A 20,680-nucleotide genomic window follows, 5' to 3' on the forward strand; every position below is an offset into this window, starting at 1 on the left:
CTTACTGCATCACAGCTTGTTTAGTGATTTTTTTATCTTGAACGGCATTTGCTTGGAATGCACTCATGATCGCTTCTTCATCCGATAGCCCTGCAAGCTTCTGCTCATTGATGCTTTTGATCATCCGTTTGTAATCTTTCGGAATGACTTTTACGAATTTCTTAGCGAAACCCTCCCAGTTCTCCAGTACATACGATGCTTTGGCACTTTCTGTATAATGAAGGTGGCTGTAAAGCATTTCTTTTACCTCGTTGGCATCATCCATATCATCAAGCGTCTCGAATTCTATCATTTCGCCATTGCATAATGCCTTGAATTCTTCTGCATCATCAGCAAGTACATAAGCGATGCCGCCTGACATGCCTGCCGCAAAGTTTTTGCCGACGTCGCCCAGAATGACCACGCGTCCGCCAGTCATATACTCACAGCCATGATCTCCAATTCCTTCAACGACGACATTGACTCCACTGTTCCGTACGGCAAATCTTTCTCCCGCACGCCCATTAATGTAGGCCTCGCCGCTTGTTGCACCATATAAGGCGATATTTCCGGCAATTACATTGTCCCCGGCCTCGATCTGATTGCCAGAAGGTGCCGTGACAATGATCTTCCCGCCAGATAAGCCTTTCCCAACATAGTCATTCACATCTCCAGTCAAATACATCGACATCCCCTTTGGAATGAATGCACCGAAGCTCTGGCCCGCCGATCCTGTAAAACGAAGTGTGATCGTATCTTCAGGCAACCCTTCCTCACCGTAGCGTTTGGATACTTCACTGCCGACGATCGTTCCGACCACACGGTTCACATTGGTAATCGGGAAGCTGACATCCACCTGGGTTTGGTCATTTAAAGCAGGCTCCACAACAGGTAAAATCTCACGGATATCCAAAGATTCTTCTATTTTATGGTTTTGCGGAAGTTGATACGTACGAATCCCCTCCGGTTGGAAAAGAAGTGTCGTCAAGTCCAGATGCTTCGCTTTCCAATGGTTTTGCGCCCGCTCGCTCACTTGTAAAACATCAGTGCGGCCGACCATTTCTTCCAGTGTTCTAAAGCCAAGCTCAGCCATCGTTTCCCGGACTTCCTCAGCGATGAAGCGCATGAAATTCACGACATGATCCGCATCTCCAGTGAATTTGCTGCGAAGTTCAGGGTTTTGGGTAGCTACCCCGACAGGACATGTATCCAAATGGCAAGCACGCATCATGACACAGCCTAGGACCACAAGCGGTGCTGTAGCAAAGCCGAATTCTTCCGCTCCAAGGATAGCTGCCATGACCACATCGCGTCCCGTCATTAACTTCCCATCCGTTTCAAGGACAACACGGCTGCGCAGGCCATTCAGCATCAATGTTTGGTGTGCTTCGGCAAGACCCAGCTCCCAAGGAAGACCCGTATGTTTGATACTCGTTTTTGGTGATGCACCCGTACCGCCATCATACCCGCTGATAACGATGACATCTGCGGCTCCTTTGGCCACGCCGGCTGCGATCGTGCCTACGCCTGCTTTTGACACAAGCTTGACGCTGATCCTGGCCTCACGGTTCGCATTTTTCAAATCATGGATCAGCTGTGCCAAATCTTCAATCGAATAGATATCGTGATGCGGAGGCGGTGAAATCAGGCCGACACCCGGTGTGGAACCGCGGACCTCTGCAACCCAAGGATATACTTTGTTTCCGGGCAGCTGGCCGCCTTCACCCGGCTTAGCACCTTGCGCCATTTTGATTTGAAGTTCATCGGCATTAACAAGGTAATGGCTTTTCACTCCAAAACGGCCGGACGCAATTTGTTTAATACCGCTGCGGCGATTATCGCCGTTTTCATCCAGTTGGTAACGGCTAGGATGCTCCCCGCCTTCACCGCTATTGCTTTTTCCGCCTAAACGGTTCATCGCGATCGCTAATGTTTCATGCGCTTCCTGACTCAATGAACCGAATGACATCGCGCCCGTTTTGAATCGGCTGACGATGGATTCCACGGATTCCACTTCATCTATTGAAATGCTTTGGCGTTTTTGATCGAACGAGAATAAATTCCGTAAAAACCCAAGTCTCTCTTCATTCGCCAAGTTTGAATATTGCTTAAATAAATTATAATCGCCTTTCCGGCACGCCCATTGCAATGTATGGATCGTTTTAGGATTGAAAGCATGATGTTCCCCTGTTTTTCTCCATTGAAAATCACTTCCGCTTTCAAGCGTTTCATCAAGGGAATCGGCTGCAGCTTTCCTATGGCGAATCAACGCTTCATCTGCGATCGTTACCAAATCGATTCCACTAAGCTGCGATGCCGTACCGCTGAAATAGCGTTCGATCACATCAGCACCGATTCCGACCGCTTCGAAAATTTGTGCGCCGCGATAACTTTGAATCGTTGAAATCCCCATTTTCGACATCACTTTTACGATGCCTTCTGTCACAGAGCTGACATATTTCCTTACCGTTTCTTCATAGCTGGTGGCCAAACTGCCTTCCAATACCGCCTGCTTATATGTTTCATAAGCAAGATACGGGTAAATCGCATCCACTCCATACCCGATTAGGGATGCATAATGATGGACTTCCCTTGCTTCCCCCGATTCAACGATAATGCTCACCTTCGTACGGTTACCATGGCGGATCAGCTCTTGATGAAGGGCGCTCGCAGCCAGCAGGGAAGGAATCGCAGCTTTTTCTTTGCTCATATCCTTGTCAGATAATATCAAAAGGCTGACACCATCAGCGATCGCTTGTTCCGCTTCACGGCAGATGCGATCGAGTTCACTCTCTAAATCTTCTGAAAATAAAGTGTGAATGACTTTGCTCCTGAATTCAGGATAGGCATTTTCTTTCAACTGCTGCATTTGACCCGGCGTCAAAACAGGCGAATCCAATTGAATGCGGCGGCTGTTCGTTTCATCCGGCTTCAGCAAATCTCCTTCCGCACCGAGAAATGTCATCGTTGACGTGACGATCTGTTCACGCAGCGAATCGATCGGCGGATTGGTTACCTGTGCAAAAGATTGCTTGAAATAGTTGAAAAGCGATTGCGGGCGATCTGATAAGACCGCTAACGGAATGTCATTGCCCATGCTGCCCAGTGGATCTTTGCCTTCGTTAATGACCGGCAGTAAATACTTTTGGACATCTTCATACGTGTATCCGAACGCTTTTTGCCTGAATAATAAATCACTCAAAGGCTCCCCTTCGAGCACAGGTTCTTCGTCACTTAATTGAACAAGCTGTTCGTCCAGCCATTGCTGGTATGGATTTTCCTGGGCCATTTCCGACTTGATCTCTTCATCGGAAACAATACGGCCTTCCTCTAAATCTATTAAAAGCATTCTGCCTGGACTTAAACGATCTTTATATAATACATTCTCCGGCTCCACATCGATCACGCCGACTTCAGAGGAGAAAATGATGTAATCATCTTTTGTTACATAATACCTTGCCGGCCTTAAACCATTTCGATCAAGGATGGCACCGATTTGCTTGCCATTCGTAAAGGATATGGCCGTCGGTCCATCCCATGGCTCCATGAGCATGCTATGATATTCGTAAAATGCTTTCTTTTCCTTCGTCATATGCGGATTTTCCGTCCACGGTTCAGGAATGAGCATCATCGCCGCATGTGCCGGTTTACGCCCGGCAAGCACGAAGAATTCAAGTGCATTATCAAGAATCGAGGAATCACTGCCGTCTATATCCAGAATAGGCAGGACCTTTTGCAGGTCATCCCCGAATGCTTCCGAAACAAACTGCTGCTCACGCGCCTTCATCCAATTCACATTGCCTCTAAGCGTATTGATTTCACCATTATGGATCAGGTAACGGTTTGGATGTGCCCGTTCCCAGCTAGGAAAAGTATTCGTACTGAAGCGGGAATGCACTAAAGCGAAAGCGGAAACGAAAGACTCCTGTTGGAGATCAAGATAAAAAGCATCCACCTGCTCTGGCGTCAACAATCCTTTGTATACGATCGTAGCACTTGAAAGGCTGGCAAAATAAAAACGATTGCCGCGTTCCCGGGCCCAGTTTTCAGCTTGTTTTCTGATAACGAACAATTTACGCTCAAAAGCTAAATCATCGGTAATCTCTACGCCTGCCCCGATGAATACTTGGCGGATCGTCGGACATGTCTCCTTGCCGACCTCCCCGATTTTCGTTGCATCAACAGGAACCGTTCTCCAGCCTAATAACGTTTGGCCCTCTTGTTCGATAAATGCATTCAAACGAGCTTCGATTTCATTCCGTTCATCATCATTGTTAGAGAAAAAGAGCATGCCTACACCATAGCGTCCTTTTGCCGGCAAATTCATTTCCGGACATGCCAGCCTGAAATATTCATCAGGAATCTGTACCATTAATCCTGCGCCATCTCCTGTAAGAGGATCGCTGCCTTGTCCGCCGCGATGATCTAATTGGCACAGCATATTCAGTCCTTGTTTGACGATGTCATGTGTAGCAAGCCCTTTTAAATGAGCGTATAAACCGATCCCACATGCATCATGTTCAAATTCAGGATGGTAGAGCCCTTGTGCTTTTGGTATTTGATTGTATGTCATATTAATCGCCCCCATCGTATTCTTACACCGTTATGTCACTTACATTTATTCTAGGTTTTCAAATCGATATAAACAATATATAATTCTAGTAGAATCCATCTCAATTTGAGATGAATGGCAGGAGGATGAATAAATGGAACTACGACAATTACGTTATTTTGTTGAAGTCGCCGAGAGGGAACACGTCTCAGAAGCCGCAGAGCACCTGCATATCGCACAATCAGCAATCAGCCGGCAAATCTCCAGACTGGAAGATGAGCTTGGCGTACTTTTATTCGAGAAAGTCGGCCGGAATATCCAGTTAACCCCTATTGGTAAAATTTTCTTAATCCATGCCAAAACGGCGATACAGGCGATTGAATATGCCAAATATCAAATTGAGGAGTTTTTGGACCCTGAACACGGAAGCATTAAAATCGGGTTCCCGACCAGCCTCTCCACCCATTTACTGCCTACAGTCATTTCCGCTTTTAAAGATGAGCAGCCGAATATCGGCTTCCACTTAAGACAGGGATCTTATTCCTCTTTAAAGGAAGCTGTCAAAAATCGCGAAATCGGATTAGCCTTCCTTGGACCGATCCCGACAAACGATCCAGATATCGAGGGTCATATCCTGTTCACGGAAAACATATCCGCTTTACTGCCAATCACTCACCCATTGGCTGATAGGAAGAGTGTGCGCCTTAGTGATTTAAGAAATGATCCCTTCGTCTTGTTTCCAAAAGGATATATCTTTCACACTATCGCTCTAGAAGCGTGCAAAGCAGCCGGTTTCACACCGAACATTGCCTCGGAAGGTGAAGACATGGATTCCATAAAAGGGCTCGTTTCTGCCGGAATCGGAGTCAGTCTGCTCCCTGACAGTACCTTTTATGAAGTCATTCCAAGACTCACTGTCAAGATCCCGATCGATACGCCCGAAGTCAAACGGACGGTCGGCATCATCACTCCTAAAAACAGGGACTTGGCTCCATCAGAAAAACTTTTTTACCAATTTGCCAAAAAGTTCTTCTCTGTTCTCGAACAATATCAATAAAACATGGCCTTCAAAACTGTTAATGGAAATTGAAGATGGGACAGATCTTCCCATAAATATTTCACTAGACAACTTACCTATAGCCCACTGAACGAATAATGTATGAAGATTATTCGTTCAGGAGGAATTTACATGCAACCCACCCATTCACATCTTGCTTGGCATGAGACACTCGAGCTTCATGAGTTGGTCGCCGCCCAGTCCAATGCCCTTATGAAATTTAAAATTGCTTATCCAAAAATAAAAGACCCCATTCTAAAAACGATATATAAGCAAACGATCGACACCCTTACCCAAAACATCATGGAACTGCTGCAATTTTACCCGTTGACGCCTAAAACGGGCAGGGATGACGATGCATCAAGAGATGAAACATCGGCCGCCGCTGCCGGGGAATTGCTGGGCTTTGCCAAATCATCTATCAAAAATTACGCAATGGCGATTACGGAAACAGCCACCCCTTCCCTTCGAAAGGTATTTAAGAAACATTTAAATGGAGCCATCGATACCCATGCCAAGATTTTCAACTACCTTTATGAAAGAAATCTCTATCCTGCTTACGACTTGAACCAATTGCTTCAAAATGACGTCGATGTTGCCAATAAGGCTCTTTCCCAACCTTTCTAAATACGAAAAAAGGCAAGCATTCCGATTGCTTGCCTTTTTTGCCGTATTCCGATTCCGTTTTTCATTATAATGTTATAATATACGAGAATTGGATTTAATTAGGTCATTAGTATTCAAGGGGTGAAAATCATGAAAAAAATCATTTTATCCATTATCCTTTCCCTGCTCTCATTTTCCTTAGTTGCTTGTAAGGCCGATGATCAAAAGTCCGAGAATATCCTTTCAGTTCCAGAGCTGACAGCAAGGGAGAAAGCCATCCTGGAGAATTCAAGTGAACATTCCTTTCTTATCGATTTCAGTGTGGATGATACATACAAGGAAATGTCCGTCTGGGTCGAAAAATATGAATTTGGCAAACTTGTCAAACCTGAAATGGGACGCATGACAACGGGGATTGAAAAGAATGGGACAATCATCTTTACGACATCGAAAACGGATGATGATCAAAAACGATCGATGTTCAATGTCAGCATTCAAAACCATGATGGTACGGATACGTTTACTTATCCTGAAACCATTGATGAAATGGATTCCAGCGTATGGGGCAATGCTGGCAAGCTCATAATAAACAGCACAAACAAGCTTGCATTGGCGAGTATATGTTACTCAAGCGGAAATGAAGGCATACGTTCACTTTCCACTGGTTTTTATGGTAATACGGAAGGACATATGGACGAGTTGAAGGAATACGATGTGGTCTACCTCCTGAGAAGTGAATTCACTAAATGAGCTGACAAATTAAAGGGGCAAGTTAAATCGAACATGCCCCTGCATTGTTTTTTCATTCCGCCCTATTTACCGCATCAAGACCTCCCCTTTCAGTCATCTCCCTAGCCTTACAGTAATCCCAATTAGCCGCCCGACGAATTACATATATTCTGCATCAAGCTAGATAAAAACTCATGCTTTAAGAGCAATTCAATATCGAAGTGGTGGAATTAGCGGATCCAAAAGCATATGAGAGTCCCCCAAGAGCTGACTCCCATAAATTCACATCCTCTTATTATTCTCATCTATATTAGTGAATTATTTAAAGTCTTTCACTTCTAATTTAATATCATCTACTTTATCTTTGATACATTAGTTAAAAACGATCATTTAATGTTTGTCACAATTAATTCGACATCCATAAAAAGGGGGTTGAAGAAAGAGGCATTTGGGTGTAATCTTTAAAAATAAAAAACGGAAAGAAGATATTTAATTGAAGAAAATCCTCCTCCTCTTTGCAGCAGTAGTCATTGCAAGCTCTCTCGGACATCAAATAAACGGCGGATATATGGACCCTCGAAAATCCCGCCCTAGGTATATACATTTAAAATAAGGAATCATTTATAAAAGTTTGATTCTTATAATGCATTAAACTGTTAATGTTAACATTTTTAGCACATAGTAAGAGATTTGGATTTAAGCAGGAAGTTACCCCAAACGCTCATTCCCAGCCTCAACCGAAAGCGTTCCTAACCCAATTGAGCAAGCTAAAATAATACCTTATGCTATTACTCTTCCTTTTTTCATTATATTTCCTCCTGATATTTATTATTGAACAGATTAATGATGTAAGAACGGCGAGTACATGAGGTTTCAGAATTAAAACACGAAGCTCCAGATCTGATATCATGCTATGACAACGCACAGGCACAAGACACGCTCATGACAAAAACACCGCATATCATCGAGCGGTGTTTTCATTCATTTTCTCACAAAAAAAAGCCGTTTAACATGTAAGTTAAACGGCCTTCACTGTTATTTAGATTTTTTCACTGTTACTTTTGTTGCTTTTCCAGTATTGCCCGCTTTGTCTTTTGCTGAGACGTATAATGCGGACCCTGCTTTTTTCTTGCTGATTTTGACGGAGAAGTTCCCCTTACTATCAGCTTTTGCCGTTCCGATGTTTTTATTGCTGTGTTTCACGGTAACGGTTGAACCGATTTCCGCTTTACCTGTTACTTTTGTTGCTTTGTCGTTTACTTCATTCACCTTTGGTGCTCCTGGAGCCGTTTTATCTTTAACGATTACTTTTGCAGCTTTTCCTGTATTGCCCGCTTTGTCTTTTGCTGAGACGTATAATGCGGACCCTGCTTTTTTCTTGCTGATTTTGACGGAGAAGTTCCCCTTACTATCAGCTTTTGCCGTTCCGATGTTTTTATTGCTGTGCTTCACGGTAACGGTTGAACCGATTTCCGCTTTACCAGTTACTGAAGTAGCTTTATCGCTTACTTCATTCACTTTCGGTGCATCCGGGGCTGTTTTATCGAGAACCGTCACGGTTGCCGCCTTGCTTTCACGTTTCGCTAAGTCTGTAGCCGTGACTGAAAGTTTAGTTCCGGCCTTTTGCTTGCTGATTTTCACTTTGAAATTCCCTTTGCTGTCCGTGTTACCTGAACCAATCACTTTTTTGGCACTATTTTTGATCGAGATTTTCATGTCCGCTTGCGATTGACCCGTTACATACGTATCTTTGTCACTTAAAGCTTTGACAGTTGGCTTGTTAGGGGTTACACCCTTATTCACGAATACTTTGATTGAAGATACTGCTAGTTTGGTAGAATCAGAGATATTCACAGTAAGCAGCTGCGCAGCTTTTTGGACCGGAATCGTAACGCTGAACGTTCCGTTGGCTGACGCCGTTCCTTTACCGAGCGTTTTGCTTCCGCTTTTCACTTCGATCACTGACCCTTTTTTAGCTGAACCAGTCAGTTTTGTTTGCGTATCCATCACAAGATTGACTTTAGCATTCAAGTCCACTGTACTAAGTGCACTGTACGCATTCAATCTTCCGTATCCAGAGACTAAATCTTTTCCGACAGGAAGTTCTTCTTCCGGTATGATGATTTCGCCATCTTCCGGTACATAGTCCTCATAAGGGTCTACATTATCTTCTTCTTCAAAAGCGACATATTCCGATGTCTCATGAAGGATTTCCCTTACTTCATTCACTTTCAACCCAGGGTTTCCGGATAATAATAAGGCTGTGGCTGCCGCAACATGGGGAGCTGCCATTGATGTACCATCCATGTAAGTAACATTCCCGTTAGGCACAAGGCTTGGGATGGCTGTCCCTGGTGCGACCATGTCCAACTTCGATCCATAATTGGAATAATCGGATACTAAATCAAGGGCATTGGTTGCACCGACGGATATGGCGTATTTTGATGATGCAGGATAAGAAAGACCTTCCATCCCATCATTACCGCTTGCCACGACAACCATTACATTCTTGGCAGCGGCATGTTTCAAGGCATATTCAATCGTCCTGCTATATTCTCCGCCCAAGCTAAGGTTTATGACCTTTGCACCATGATCCACGGCATATTTAATGCCTAGTGCAATTTTCTCATTGTCTCCAAATCCTGAAGAGTCCAAGACCTTCACAGGCATGATTTTAGCTGCCGGATTGATTCCTTGCATGGAATAACCGTTATCCGCTTTGGCAGCGATGATTCCGGATACATGTGTACCATGTCCATTGTCATCGATTGCTTTTTCTTTCTTATCGATGAAATTCTTACCTGACTCCATTTCAACGACACTCTGTAGATCCGCAAGTGAATCATCGACACCTGTGTCGATAACCGCTACCAACGTATCTTTTAAATTGCGTTTCTTGATAAGGTTCTGCAGTTTTTCGTTATCGATGTCCGCTCCCTTTACGCCTTCTTCCCCGCCGGCGTTATTCAAAGACCATTGATACGGTGATTGAATGTCGGAAGAAAGTGCTTTGTACGTTTTTACCGCTTCGATATATTCCACTTCTGGAAGTTTTTCGATACCGGATAGAGCTGCTGTGCTCATTTTAGCTTGGTTCTTTAACGCGACGACATACATATCATCATACAGAACCTCTTGTTGCTTAGGTGCCGATAATGTTCCATATCCTTTTCCGCTTATCTTGGATTGGACAGCGCTTAATGACTTCCCAGGTTTAAGTTTGACGATATATTTGTTCTTTACATTTTTCGAAGCAGGAAGTTCGACTCCCGCTTTGCTTGCGATATCAACGATCCTCTCACCTGCAAGCTTATCAAGATTGATTTTCTTTGCAATGGCGTCCATATCCTTTTTCAATCCGGCCGGAGCAACGTCTGCCGACTTTTTGAATAAGGCCTTGATCGCTTCTTGCTGCTTGTTGCTAATGACTGCCGTACTGCTTGCTCCATTTTCATTAAGATCCTCAATAAGCGGCTTAATCTCGACTAAGTGTTTATAAACGGCTTCCCTTGCCGTTTTATTACCAGCCAGGTGAAGGGCCAGGAATGGCGAAGCTTTATAGTATAAAGAGGAAAGGGTACGTCCCTCAGACGACTTCGTGAGAACTTCATCTCTAAACACGCGGAGTGTTTTTAACATGGATTCTCCCGTTTTCTTATCGTTTACACTCACTTCAACCGGGCAAGATTCAAGCTCCTCCCCTTCGTCCCCGGCAGATGGAGGCAATGTTACTGAATGCGCATTGATGGAGTATTCAGCTACATTTTCCGCATCCGGAATGGGATTTCCCTCATCATCCGTATCGCCGAAATATTCAACTTTAACATAATATGTGCCTTCCCATGCATATGGGAAATCGACTACAGCTTTTTCATCAGGATAAGCAGAGACAATATAATTGCTCTCATCTTTTTCTGCTTTTTCTTTATCTTGATATACGGAGATATTCAAGATTTTGTCCGAATTGACTTCGAACTCAATATGGGAGAACTTTTGTACCTCTTCTGTTGTGGGACTGATTTGGTACCATTGAACATCCGGTTTTTCAAACTTTCCGTCCAGAGTGTCCCCATTTTTAATCGTTTTTACATTTTCAATGGGTGCTGCAGCTGCTGCTTGAGAATTCAGTGGAACCATCAAGCTGAAAATCAGTGCAAAAATTAGTGCAAACGCCGTAATTCGACTCACATTCTTAAATTTCACGGTTTTCCCTCCAATAATTGGTTAAAAAAATATAGTACTATACCAAACTATCACACTGTAAAATTTTATCAACCAATTTTTTCCCTTTTTTATGTCAAATGCTTGATTTCTTTGGCCAAAGAGCTGAAAAATGATTCGCATGAACCAATTAGGCAAGTTATTTACGTTCCGATTTCCTCTCATGACGATAGTAGATGTCCATTTGGCAGATTGATCGCTAATAGAGTTAAATCGGTGAGTATCCTAACATGACCTTTTTCCTATAATCAGCCAATGCCACGAAAAAAAGCTGTCCCCGCAGTAAACATATGCGGGACAGCTTCCAATCATTTTTATTTAGTTTGCGACGATATTGACTAATTTGCCTGGTACGGCAATCACTTTACGAATGGTTTTCCCATCGATTTGTTCTTTGATGGAATCATCACCCATCGCGATTTCTTCCAGTTTTTCTCTCGTAGTGTCAGTCGGCACCATTAATTTCGCTTTGACTTTTCCGTTGATTTGGATGACGATTTCGACTTCGTTATCCACTAACTTCGCTTCGTCGAAAGCCGGCCATGTTCCGTACGTGATGCTCTCGGAATGGCCCAGTTTAGACCAAAGCTCCTCGGCGATATGCGGTGCAACTGGTGCAAGCAGTTTTACGAATCCTTCGATATACACCTTAGGAAGCGAATCTGCTTTATAAGCATCATTAATGAATACCATCAATTGTGAAATCGCCGTATTGAATTTCAATTCCTCATAGTTCTCGGTCACTTTTTTAACCGTTTGATGATAGACTTTTTCGAGCTTGCCCGTGTCATCCGTCTCTGTCATCTTATCTGTGATCGTCCCGTCATCGTTGACTAATAAACGCCAGATACGGTCAAGGAATCTGCGGGAACCGTCCAATCCGTTTGTGGACCAGGCAATCGAAGCATCCAATGGCCCCATGAACATTTCGTACATGCGAAGTGTATCGGCACCATGGCTTTCCACGATATCATCCGGATTCACGACGTTCCCTTTGGATTTACTCATTTTTTCATTATTCTCACCAAGGATCATTCCTTGGTTAAATAGGTTCTGGAACGGTTCCTTCGTTGGCACGACACCGATATCATACAGGAATTTATGCCAGAAACGAGCGTAAAGCAAGTGAAGCACCGCATGCTCAGCGCCGCCAATATAAATGTCGACCGGCATCCATTCTTTTAATTTTTCAGGATCGGCAAGTGCTTCTTTGTTATCCGGATCGATATAACGAAGGAAGTACCAGCTGCTTCCTGCCCACTGTGGCATCGTATTCGTCTCACGGCGTCCTTTTCGTCCGTTTTCATCCGTTACATTCACCCATTCCGATATGTTCGCAAGTGGTGATTCGCCTGTACCCGAAGGCTTGATGTCCGTAGTTTTCGGTAAAATCAATGGAAGTTCTTCTTCCTTCACTGGAGACATCGTGCCGTCTTCCCAATGGATGATTGGAATCGGTTCACCCCAGTAACGCTGACGGCTGAATAACCAGTCGCGAAGGCGGTATGTTATTTTCTTCGTGCCGATTTCTTTTTCTTCCAGCCATTTGATCATGGTCGAAATGGCATCTTCCTTATTCAACCCATCAAGGAATTCCGAATTCACATGAAGTCCATCGCCTGTATATGCTTCACTTGTCACGTCTCCGCCAGCTACGACTTCCTTGATCGGCAAGTCGAACTTTACTGCGAATTCATAATCTCGCTCATCATGGGCAGGAACGGCCATGATTGCTCCTGTTCCGTAGCTGATCAACACATAATCGGCAATCCAGATCGGCATTTTTTCGCCATTTACCGGGTTAATCGCATAAGCCCCCGTGAACACGCCTGATTTATCCTTTGCCAAGTCTGTTCTTTCCAAGTCGCTTTTATGTTTCACTTCATCCAAATAGGCTTCAACTGCCGCACTTTGATCAGCTGTCGTAATTTTATCGACAAACGGATGTTCAGGTGCCAATACGGCATATGTTGCACCGAATAACGTATCCGGACGAGTCGTGAACACCGTGAATGTTTCATCAAAGCCATCGATATTGAATGTAACCTCCGCTCCCTCGGAACGGCCAATCCAGTTACGCTGCATATCCTTGATGTTTTCCGGCCAATCCACATCATTCAGATCGTCGATTAAACGGTCAGCATACGCCGTGATACGAAGCATCCACTGTTTCATTGGGCGGCGCTCAACAGGATGGCCTCCACGCTCACTTTTCCCATCGATGACTTCTTCATTCGCCAATACCGTGCCAAGTGCCGGACACCAGTTAACGGCCACTTCATCAATATAGGCAAGGCCCTTTTCATATAATTTCAAGAAAATCCATTGCGTCCATTTGTAATAGTCGGGATCTGTCGTGTTTATTTCACGATCCCAGTCATAAGAAAAACCAAGGGCTTTGATTTGGCGGCGGAACGTGTTGATGTTGTGCTCCGTGAATTCAGCTGGATCATTTCCCGTATCGATCGCATATTGCTCTGCCGGAAGTCCAAAGGCGTCCCACCCGATCGGATGCAATACATTATACCCCTGTGCCCGTTTCATCCGTGCCAGGATGTCGCTTGCCGTATAACCTTCCGGGTGCCCCACATGAAGACCGGCCCCTGAAGGATATGGGAACATATCCAGCGCGTAGAATTTGCGTTTGCCGCTATCTTCACCCGTTTTGAATGTCTTATTGCCTTCCCAATACTTTTGCCATTTCGTTTCTATGCTTCTATGGTCAAAACTCATATGATTTCCTCCTAATTTCCGTTTAAAAAACAATAAAAAACCCCTCATCCCAAAATAGGGACGAGAGGATTATGTATATCTTCCCGCGGTACCACCCACATTGGCGATAGCTAAAATCCGCCCAGCTTAAAACATCCGTAACATGGATTAAAACGCCAGGCATTACTTATTAATTCACACCCGGGACTCCAAGGCGAGTTCGCGACCGTCCCAGGTTGACTTGCACCACCCGTCAACTCTCTTTACTGGTTTAAACCGCTACTATTCCTCATCATAGTCTTTATGAGAATATTGATTTTATTTCATTCTAGTCAATTTCACCGATAATTGCAATAGCCGTACATAAACATTATCGACAGGTTTTTCATTATATATGCGAATTCAGGAAAATTCGTGCAAAAAAGGGAGCTATTCATTCATAGCTCCCCTGCTTCCATTTAATGTCGCAGTAAAATCATTTCATTCCTCAATTCGTTCAACTGCTGCTTCATCCGCGAAAGCATTTCCCGTTGCTGATCATTCGAACTGGCATACAATCGTTCCATATCCGTCAAAGCCTCTTCGATATACCTTTGCGAATTTTGAAATTGTTCATCATCATAATGCTCCTGCCGTGAGGCCTCGTTAAATTCAAACTCTGCAAAATGGAGAGCCCCTTCACATTGCTCTAAAAAATGATCGACGGATTGTCTGGTTGCCATTTCAAACCCTCTCCTTCGCGTCTCATTTGGATGATTCGGAATCATCTTTTTTAGTTTGAGCAAATAACGGGAGGATTATCATTTTTTTTTGAGCAATCAACCCTTATCCCAAAACTTCTCACCTTGATGGGAAATGAACTGCTCGATCCATTCGGCAAAGCCCATATGGAGCTTCTCGCCTTCTTCAAAATCATCGATATGGCCTTTTACCATTAAATACTCCTTATCGCCTTTGGCGACGGCTTCCCCATCGATCACAATATTATCTTGATAAATGCAGGCCACTTTATAGCATCCCTCGTAGGAATTTTCATATGTGTAATTAATAATATCATCCAAGCTGTATAAATCGTTTTCCCCGCCTGATTCCACATTATCGAACAGACGGCATCCATTGGTTATTTTTAAAAACTCCTTATAATCCTCAGGCAGAAGCAGTCCGGTTTTCTTTTCAAAGGAATGAATTTGCTCATCCGAAGCAGGTGAATTGAAGGTGCAAGTGGCTTTGTATGTGAACCCATCTTCATTTACTTCGATCACCTGATTATTTTCGGCTAATTTCTTTTTCATTTGTTTGATCGCTTCTTCAACTTGACCGGTCATGTCCATCAGCTCCCGATTGGATATAGTCATTCAAAGATAAACTGGAAATAGCGGCAAAATATTTAGCCTTCAAGTATACAGTATACGCTTATTTTTCAAAAAAAGACCTAGCTGCGAGAATGTTGTATAATATATGTTGCGCTTTATTTTATTTAGGAGGTTGCTGATTTGAATCAAGCAAACCCGTTTATATATGCAACGGACAACAAACGATATCATACATGGAATTACCACCTGAGAGAACATTTTGGACATAAGGTCTTTAAAGTTGCCCTGGATGGCGGTTTTGACTGTCCGAACCGTGATGGCACCGTCGCACATGGCGGCTGTACCTTCTGCAGTGCCTCAGGCTCTGGTGACTTCGCTGGCAGCAGGGTTGAACCCTTGGACGTCCAGTTTAAGAAAATCAGCGAACGGATGCACCATAAATGGAAAGATGGAAAATATATGGCCTATTTCCAAGCATTCACGAATACGCATGCACCCGTGGCAGAGCTTCGCGAGAAATATGAAAGTGTATTGACCCAGGAAGGTGTCGTCGGACTCTCCATCGCGACACGCCCGGATTGCCTTCCAGATGATGTAGTCGAGTATTTAGCGGAATTGAACGAACGCACTTACCTTTGGGTCGAGCTCGGTCTCCAGACGGTCCATGAAAAGACCGCAGCGATGATCAACCGCGCCCATGACTTCGATTGCTACAAAGAAGGCGTCGATAAACTGCGCAAACATGGCATCCGCGTCTGCTCCCATATCATCAATGGCCTGCCTCAGGAAGATTACGGCATGATGATGGAAACAGCCCGTGAAGTCGCCAAACTCGATGTGCAGGGGATAAAGATCCATTTACTTCATCTATTAAAAGGGACACCGATGGTCAAACAATATGAAAAAGGCCTGCTCGAGTTTCTTGACCGTGACGATTATGTCAGCCTTGTATGTGACCAGCTGGAAATAATCCCTCCAGAAATGATCGTTCACCGCATTACTGGTGACGGTCCGATCGATTTGATGATCGGTCCCATGTGGAGCGTCAATAAATGGGATGTCCTGAATGCCATTGACGCCGAACTGAAACGCCGCAACAGCTGGCAGGGGAAAAATCATCACATGGAGGTACAATCATGAAGCTAGATCGAATTTTGCCTTTCGCCAGGATTCTGCTGGAAAAAGCGGTCCGCCCCGGGGATATAACGATAGATGGCACGATGGGCAACGGCTTTGATACCGTCTTTCTTGCAGGACTTACAGGTAAAGACGGACATGTCTATAGTTTTGATATTCAAAAAGAAGCAATCGAAACCACAACGGCAAAACTGAACGCCGAGAATTTACAAGAGCACTGCACCCTCATTCACGATGGGCATGAACATGTAAGCAAATATATCAGGAAAGAACATTCCGGAAAGGTCACAGGCGCCATCTTCAACCTGGGCTACCTACCTGGCGGAGACAAATCAATCATCACCCAAGCCGAGACAACGATATCAGCCATTGAACAGCTGTTCGAACTGCTGGCGCCTGAAGGCATCATCATCCTCGTCATATACCATGGTCATCCAGGGGGATCGGCAGAACGGGATGCATTGATGGATTATGTAGAGAACTTCCCTCAACAGAAAGCCCATATCCTGAGATACGGGTTCATCAACCAAGCAAACAATCCGCCATTCATTGTCGCGATTGAAAAGAGATGATAAATCTGGCACCGTTCTATTCGAACGGTGTTTTTTCAATCCGAACTCGCAGGCAGCAGAATTACCAATCTTAACTTTTTGAATTTTTCGTCTTTAATGATTATAATGATAGTAAATAGATAAGAGGGTGCAGAAAATGGAACATTTGCCTATTTCATTACTGACAGATATATTGACTGAAAAAATCAAAAGGGATTCAAGCGAGCAATACGGAGATTTTGTCAGCTCGCTCAACTCGTTGACAGAGGAACAAAAAACCATGGAGGGCCTCAAACAATTTGACCATCATTTTGATAAGTTCCTGCCACAGCTCGATTTAATGATTTCCACCCAAAACCATGAAGCGATCATGAATATGAAAGCGACGCTTTTAGACCTATTCGCCAATGACTTGACCTTCAAATCCATTTATCTCCTATCCACTGCATTATCCAACAAAAAGGAACTTCCCCATTTGAACCAATTTATGTACCCGGTTACTTTCTGGGCACCGGTCATCAAGTCGAACGAATTGCTTAAAAACGCAGGCTGATCCAAAAAAACTGCCGAAGACTATGAACTGCCCCGTAAATGTTAGACACCAAACTAACATTTACGGGGTGTTTTTTATGGCTAATTTTTCTGCCGAACAGAAAATATTCATTACACGACTTTACCTTGAAGGAAAGCACAGCTATATGGATCTTCAAAAAATATTTGAAGTTTCGTATCAAGTGATTCAAGGATGGGTTCGTTTATACCAAATTCAAGGAGCCGATGGATTTAAGAAATCCTATACAAGTTATTCTACGGAGTTTAAAATGGATGTACTTAATTATATGAATGAAACGGGTATATCTTCTTACGACGCAGCCGCAAGGTTTAATATTTCATCTCCAGCACTAATTCGGACGTGGAGAATAAATGTTAATGCCTATGGATTAGATGCCCTAATTTCTAAGAAAAAGGGGAGACCATCCATGAAAAAAGATATCAATCCATCCAAACAAATTGAAGGTTCGGTTAAAGAGCTTGAAGAACGAATTAAACAACTAGAAATGGAGAATGCGTATTTAAAAAAGTTAAATACTTTAGTTCAAATGCAGGAAAAATTACAACCCAAATCAAAGCGCAAGTAATTTATGAACTAAAGTCCATTTATGAGGTTGTGGCCTTAATTAAAGTCGCTGATATTCCACGTAGCACGTACTATTATTGGGAAAAACGCTTGAATCGAGAAGATAAGTATTCGAAGGTAAAAGCCACTATTCAGTCTATCTATCATGAACATAAAGGACGTTACGGTTATCGTCGTATCACAAAAGAGTTAAAAAAATATGGGTTTTCTCACAATCCAAAGACCATCAACCGCCTCATGAATGAAATGGGCGTAAAATGTTTAGTCCGTATGAAAAAGTATCGTTCGTATAAGGGGCGTGTTGGTCGAATTGCCCCCCATATTTTACAACGTGATTTTCAAGCCGAGAAAATGAATCAAAAATGGGTAACAGACGTAACGGAATTTCATTTATTTGGGGAGAAACGTTACCTATCCCCTATCCTTGATTTATGTAATGGTGAAATTATTGCCTACAAAGTGATGAAACGCCCTGTTTATAAACTTGTTGGAGATATGTTAGATGAGGCGATTAAACACCTAAAACCAGAAGATACGGTCATCCTCCATTCGGATCAAGGGTGGCATTATCAAATGAAGAAGTATCAAAAAACCTTAAAAGATTCCCGCATTATACAAAGCATGTCCCGTAAGGGAAATTGTTTAGATAACGCAGTCATTGAAAACTTTTTTGGCTTGTTAAAGTCTGAATTGCTTTATCTCCAAGAGTTTGAAAGTATGGAGCACTTTGAAAAGGAATTAGATGATTATATTCATTACTATAACCACAAACGAATGAAGGTAAAATTAAAAGACCTGAGTCCGATAGAATACCGAACTCAGGTCTTAGAAGCTGCTTAAATTATATGTCTAACTTTATTGGGTCAGATCACTAACTTCGGCAGTTTTTCATTTATCCTGAAGTATGTACGGAATCAAACGACATACCCTAATATTTTTAAACGGTTTTCAACAAAACTCAGCGCATATTGAAATACATCATCACGCTCCGGTTCATTGAAGATTTCATGATAAAGCTTCGGCCATTCCTTATATTGCTTTTCACTGGCCAAATTATAATTGAACCACTCACGAACCGCCTTCTTGTTCACGATTCGGTCATCTCCGCCCTGCATCACCAAAAGCGGAACATCCTGAAATTCAGGAATCTCTTCAAAAGCATCCTTCATAGCCTGTGCAAGCTCGCGATACCAGCGAACCGAAACCTTTGTGATATATAAGGTATCGTTTCTATCGGATTCACGAATTTCCGCACTTCTCGTCGCCATTTCAGGTGTCAATCCGGAATCCACCCTGAACTGAGGCATAACGATGTTCAAACCATGCGAGAGCATTGTAAGGAACTTCCGCGGCTTCGTCACGAGGCCCAAGCAAGGAGAAGAAAGAATCACCCCTGCAATGTCCCATTCCTCTTCCTGAAGAAGGCGTATCGAAATCAAACCGCCCATGCTGTGTCCAAGTAAAAAGACCGGCAACGAATATTCATAAGCCTCTTCTATCCAGCTTTTCACTTCGTCCAAATACTCATCAAAGGAATCGATATGTCCCCGGTAGGCGCGAGTAGTCATACCCTGCCCAGGAAGGTCGCCCATGACGACATGGTATCCAGCCGAAAGCCACATTTGTGTTACCCACTTATAACGCCCGTGATGTTCCATTGCCCCATGAATGATGACAATGACGCCCTTTGCGTCTCCTTCTGTCTCCCATTTCCACATTCGAAATCCCCCTTTCACTTTTCACTTGTTGTGTACGATCCATGATAGTTGAAATAATATATATAAATTATAACCATATTCGTGATTTTCGACAAAAAAGAAATCTAACAAGTTGTACATTGCTATTATAAATAGCCAAGTGTATTTGCATACGGTATATTAAAATAATACATAAAAACATTCACTTCGGAAAGGAAATGATTGAAAATGATTATTTATCCGTATAAAGGCAAAGAACCTGAAATTGCTGAAAGCGCTTATATTGCTGAAAATGCTGTCGTCACAGGTGATGTCAAAATTGGCGACGAAACATCAATCTGGTTCAATTCCGTCATTCGCGGTGATGTATCCCCAACCATCATCGGAAAAAAAGTCAGTATACAGGATAACAGCGTCCTGCACCAAAGCCCAAATAATCCATTGATCATCGAGGATGAAGTAACCATTGGCCATCAGGTCATATTACATAGCTGTAAAATCCGCAAAGGAGCTTTAATCGGCATGGGATCGATCGTACTTGATGAAGCCGAAATCGGCGAAGGGGCTTTCATAGGTGCCGGCAGTCTCGTTCCCCAAGGCAAATTCATTCCACCGAACATGTTGGCATTCGGACGTCCAGCTAAAGTCATCCGTGAAATCAACGAAGAAGATCGTCAGGATATGGAACGCATCGTACGCGAATACGCCGAAAAAGGCCAATACTATAAAACGGCGGAACGAATAAAGTAATGCACGATCACTTGACTGAAAATTACGAATACGTGAACGCAACTCACGAGTAAATCGCTTTAATTCACGAGTATTGCTCCAAATTCACGAGTAAATTGCTGAAATTCACGAGTATTTGCTCCAAATTCACGAGTAAATCGCTCTAATTCACGAGTATTGCTCCAAACTTACGAATAAATCGCTCTAGCTCACGAGTTTGGCCCTTAAAGTTTAATTTCTTTGGGATTTCTTGAATTAT

The 20,680-nt window shown here is 43.3% G+C and carries 14 protein-coding genes and 1 other annotated feature; of the genes, 8 read left to right on the forward strand and 6 right to left on the reverse strand.

All coding sequences use genetic code 11. From position 1 onward, the window contains the following. Position 1: 1 nt before the first annotated feature. Positions 2-4,552 (reverse strand): glutamate synthase large subunit, encoded by a 4,551-nt coding sequence (gene gltB, locus ACJ9PY_RS23670; RefSeq protein ID WP_411739147.1) that lies wholly within the window; start codon positions 4,550-4,552, stop codon positions 2-4. Between the two features lie 133 nt (positions 4,553-4,685). Here gltB and ACJ9PY_RS23675 point away from each other — a divergent pair, with 133 nt between their 5' ends. The 3 genes from ACJ9PY_RS23675 to ACJ9PY_RS23685 all read left to right on the forward strand — a co-directional run bounded on the left by ACJ9PY_RS23675 (position 4,686) and on the right by ACJ9PY_RS23685 (position 6,944). Next, positions 4,686-5,588 carry a LysR family transcriptional regulator gene (locus ACJ9PY_RS23675; RefSeq protein WP_048686286.1) on the forward strand — a complete coding sequence of 301 codons (903 nt, stop codon included), beginning with the start codon at positions 4,686-4,688 and terminating at the stop codon, positions 5,586-5,588. Positions 5,589-5,720: 132 nt separating this feature from the next. After that, complete coding sequence (locus tag ACJ9PY_RS23680) at positions 5,721-6,215, forward strand: spore coat protein (protein ID WP_187050193.1); 495 nt, start codon at positions 5,721-5,723, stop codon at positions 6,213-6,215. A 129-nt stretch (positions 6,216-6,344) separates the two neighbouring features. Further along, positions 6,345-6,944, forward strand: a complete 600-nt coding sequence (locus ACJ9PY_RS23685; RefSeq protein WP_411739148.1) for a hypothetical protein — start codon at positions 6,345-6,347, stop codon at positions 6,942-6,944. Positions 6,945-7,958: 1,014 nt separating this feature from the next. Here ACJ9PY_RS23685 and ACJ9PY_RS23690 read toward each other — a convergent pair. The 4 genes from ACJ9PY_RS23690 to ACJ9PY_RS23705 form a co-directional block, all read right to left on the reverse strand. Beyond that, the gene (locus tag ACJ9PY_RS23690) at positions 7,959-11,126 is read right to left on the reverse strand and encodes an Ig-like domain-containing protein (RefSeq protein WP_411739149.1); all 3,168 of its coding nucleotides are present in this window, start codon (positions 11,124-11,126) and stop codon (positions 7,959-7,961) included. 336 nt (positions 11,127-11,462) lie between these two features. Then, positions 11,463-13,877 (reverse strand): leucine--tRNA ligase, encoded by a 2,415-nt coding sequence (gene leuS / locus ACJ9PY_RS23695; protein WP_057279170.1) that lies wholly within the window; start codon positions 13,875-13,877, stop codon positions 11,463-11,465. 53 nt (positions 13,878-13,930) lie between these two features. Further along, positions 13,931-14,161 (reverse strand) — a binding site (T-box leader). Positions 14,162-14,314: 153 nt separating this feature from the next. Beyond that, positions 14,315-14,578 carry a DUF2524 family protein gene (locus ACJ9PY_RS23700; RefSeq protein ID WP_034310579.1) on the reverse strand — a complete coding sequence of 88 codons (264 nt, stop codon included), beginning with the start codon at positions 14,576-14,578 and terminating at the stop codon, positions 14,315-14,317. Between the two features lie 96 nt (positions 14,579-14,674). After that, positions 14,675-15,181, reverse strand: coding sequence for an SMI1/KNR4 family protein (locus tag ACJ9PY_RS23705; protein WP_052137365.1), 507 nt, complete (start codon positions 15,179-15,181; stop codon positions 14,675-14,677). 168 nt (positions 15,182-15,349) lie between these two features. On the opposite strand from ACJ9PY_RS23705, the gene ACJ9PY_RS23710 reads away from it, so the two are divergent. The 4 genes from ACJ9PY_RS23710 to ACJ9PY_RS23725 all read left to right on the forward strand — a co-directional run bounded on the left by ACJ9PY_RS23710 (position 15,350) and on the right by ACJ9PY_RS23725 (position 18,835). Then, positions 15,350-16,309 (forward strand): TIGR01212 family radical SAM protein, encoded by a 960-nt coding sequence (locus tag ACJ9PY_RS23710; protein ID WP_063589856.1) that lies wholly within the window; start codon positions 15,350-15,352, stop codon positions 16,307-16,309. Next, positions 16,306-16,878, forward strand: a complete 573-nt coding sequence (locus ACJ9PY_RS23715) for a class I SAM-dependent methyltransferase (protein WP_411739150.1) — start codon at positions 16,306-16,308, stop codon at positions 16,876-16,878. The genes ACJ9PY_RS23710 and ACJ9PY_RS23715 overlap by 4 nt, the downstream gene beginning before the upstream one ends. 136 nt (positions 16,879-17,014) lie before the next feature. Continuing rightward, on the forward strand, positions 17,015-17,410 hold the full coding sequence (locus ACJ9PY_RS23720) for a hypothetical protein (protein ID WP_278088704.1): 396 nt from the start codon (positions 17,015-17,017) through the stop codon (positions 17,408-17,410). Positions 17,411-17,486: 76 nt separating this feature from the next. After that, positions 17,487-18,835 (forward strand): IS3 family transposase gene (locus ACJ9PY_RS23725; protein WP_411738344.1). Its coding sequence is split into 2 segments (ribosomal slippage): positions 17,487-17,946 and positions 17,946-18,835, totalling 1,350 coding nucleotides; the frame shifts between segments, so codons are not numbered across the junction. A gap of 74 nt (positions 18,836-18,909) precedes the next feature. Here ACJ9PY_RS23725 and ACJ9PY_RS23730 read toward each other — a convergent pair. Next, positions 18,910-19,713 (reverse strand): alpha/beta hydrolase, encoded by an 804-nt coding sequence (locus tag ACJ9PY_RS23730; protein ID WP_034310569.1) that lies wholly within the window; start codon positions 19,711-19,713, stop codon positions 18,910-18,912. A gap of 210 nt (positions 19,714-19,923) precedes the next feature. Here ACJ9PY_RS23730 and ACJ9PY_RS23735 point away from each other — a divergent pair, with 210 nt between their 5' ends. Beyond that, positions 19,924-20,442 (forward strand): gamma carbonic anhydrase family protein, encoded by a 519-nt coding sequence (locus tag ACJ9PY_RS23735; protein WP_411740323.1) that lies wholly within the window; start codon positions 19,924-19,926, stop codon positions 20,440-20,442. Positions 20,443-20,680: the final 238 nt, after the last annotated feature.

The organism is Peribacillus sp. S4 (assembly GCF_046715815.1).
Taxonomy (GTDB): domain Bacteria; phylum Bacillota; class Bacilli; order Bacillales; family DSM-1321; genus Peribacillus; species Peribacillus frigoritolerans.